Source organism: Mycobacterium sp. 852002-30065_SCH5024008, from assembly GCF_001665645.1.
Lineage (GTDB): Bacteria > Actinomycetota > Actinomycetes > Mycobacteriales > Mycobacteriaceae > Mycobacterium > Mycobacterium paraffinicum.
This window is the reverse complement of sequence record NZ_LZSZ01000153.1, coordinates 1-718: the sequence shown is the minus strand read 5'-3', so window position 1 is coordinate 718 and position 718 is coordinate 1. Positions and strand designations below refer to the sequence as shown.

Annotated in this window: 1 protein-coding gene; it reads left to right on the top strand. The window is 65.0% G+C overall.

Translation table 11 applies throughout. From position 1 onward, the window contains the following. On the top strand, positions 1–718 hold a 718-nt coding region (locus A5781_RS18915; protein WP_156624831.1), incomplete at both ends, for an AMP-binding protein.

Here is a 718-nt window from a genome sequence, read left to right as displayed (position 1 = left end):
TCGCCGTACTCACCACGGCGGGTCTGCGCTCGCGGCTCGACGGTCATCACGTGCCGGTCATTGATATTGATGACCCCGCCATCCACACCCAACCCAGCACCCCACTGCCAGGCCCGGCCGCCGACGATATCGCATATCTGATCTACACCTCGGGCACCACCGGGGTGCCCAAAGGCGTTGCCGTGACCCACCACAACGTGACTCGATTGTTCGACGCGTTTGATACCCGGTTGGACCTGACCGCAGAGCAGGTGTGGACGCAGTGCCATTCCTATGCATTCGACTACTCAGTGTGGGAGATCTTCGGTGCCCTGCTCGGTGGGGGCCGGTTGGTGGTGGTGCCCGAGTCGGTGACCGCCTCTCCGGAAGAGTTGCATGCGTTGCTGATTGCGGAACGGGTCAGTGTGTTCAGCCAAACACCCTCGGCGGTGGCGATGCTCTCGCCGCAGGGGTTGGAATCGGTGGCGTTGGTGGTGGCCGGGGAGGCGTGTCCGGCTGAGGTGGTGGAGCGGTGGGCGCCGGGGCGGGTGATGCTCAACGCGTATGGGCCCACCGAGACCACGGTGTATGCGGCGATCAGTGCCCCGCTAACCCCGGGAGTGGGTGCCCCGCCGGTGGGGTCGCCGGTAGCGGGTGCTGCGTTGTTTGTGCTGGATCAGTGGTTGCGGGCAGTGCCGGCCGGGGTGGTCGGGGAGTTGTACTGTCTCTTATACACATC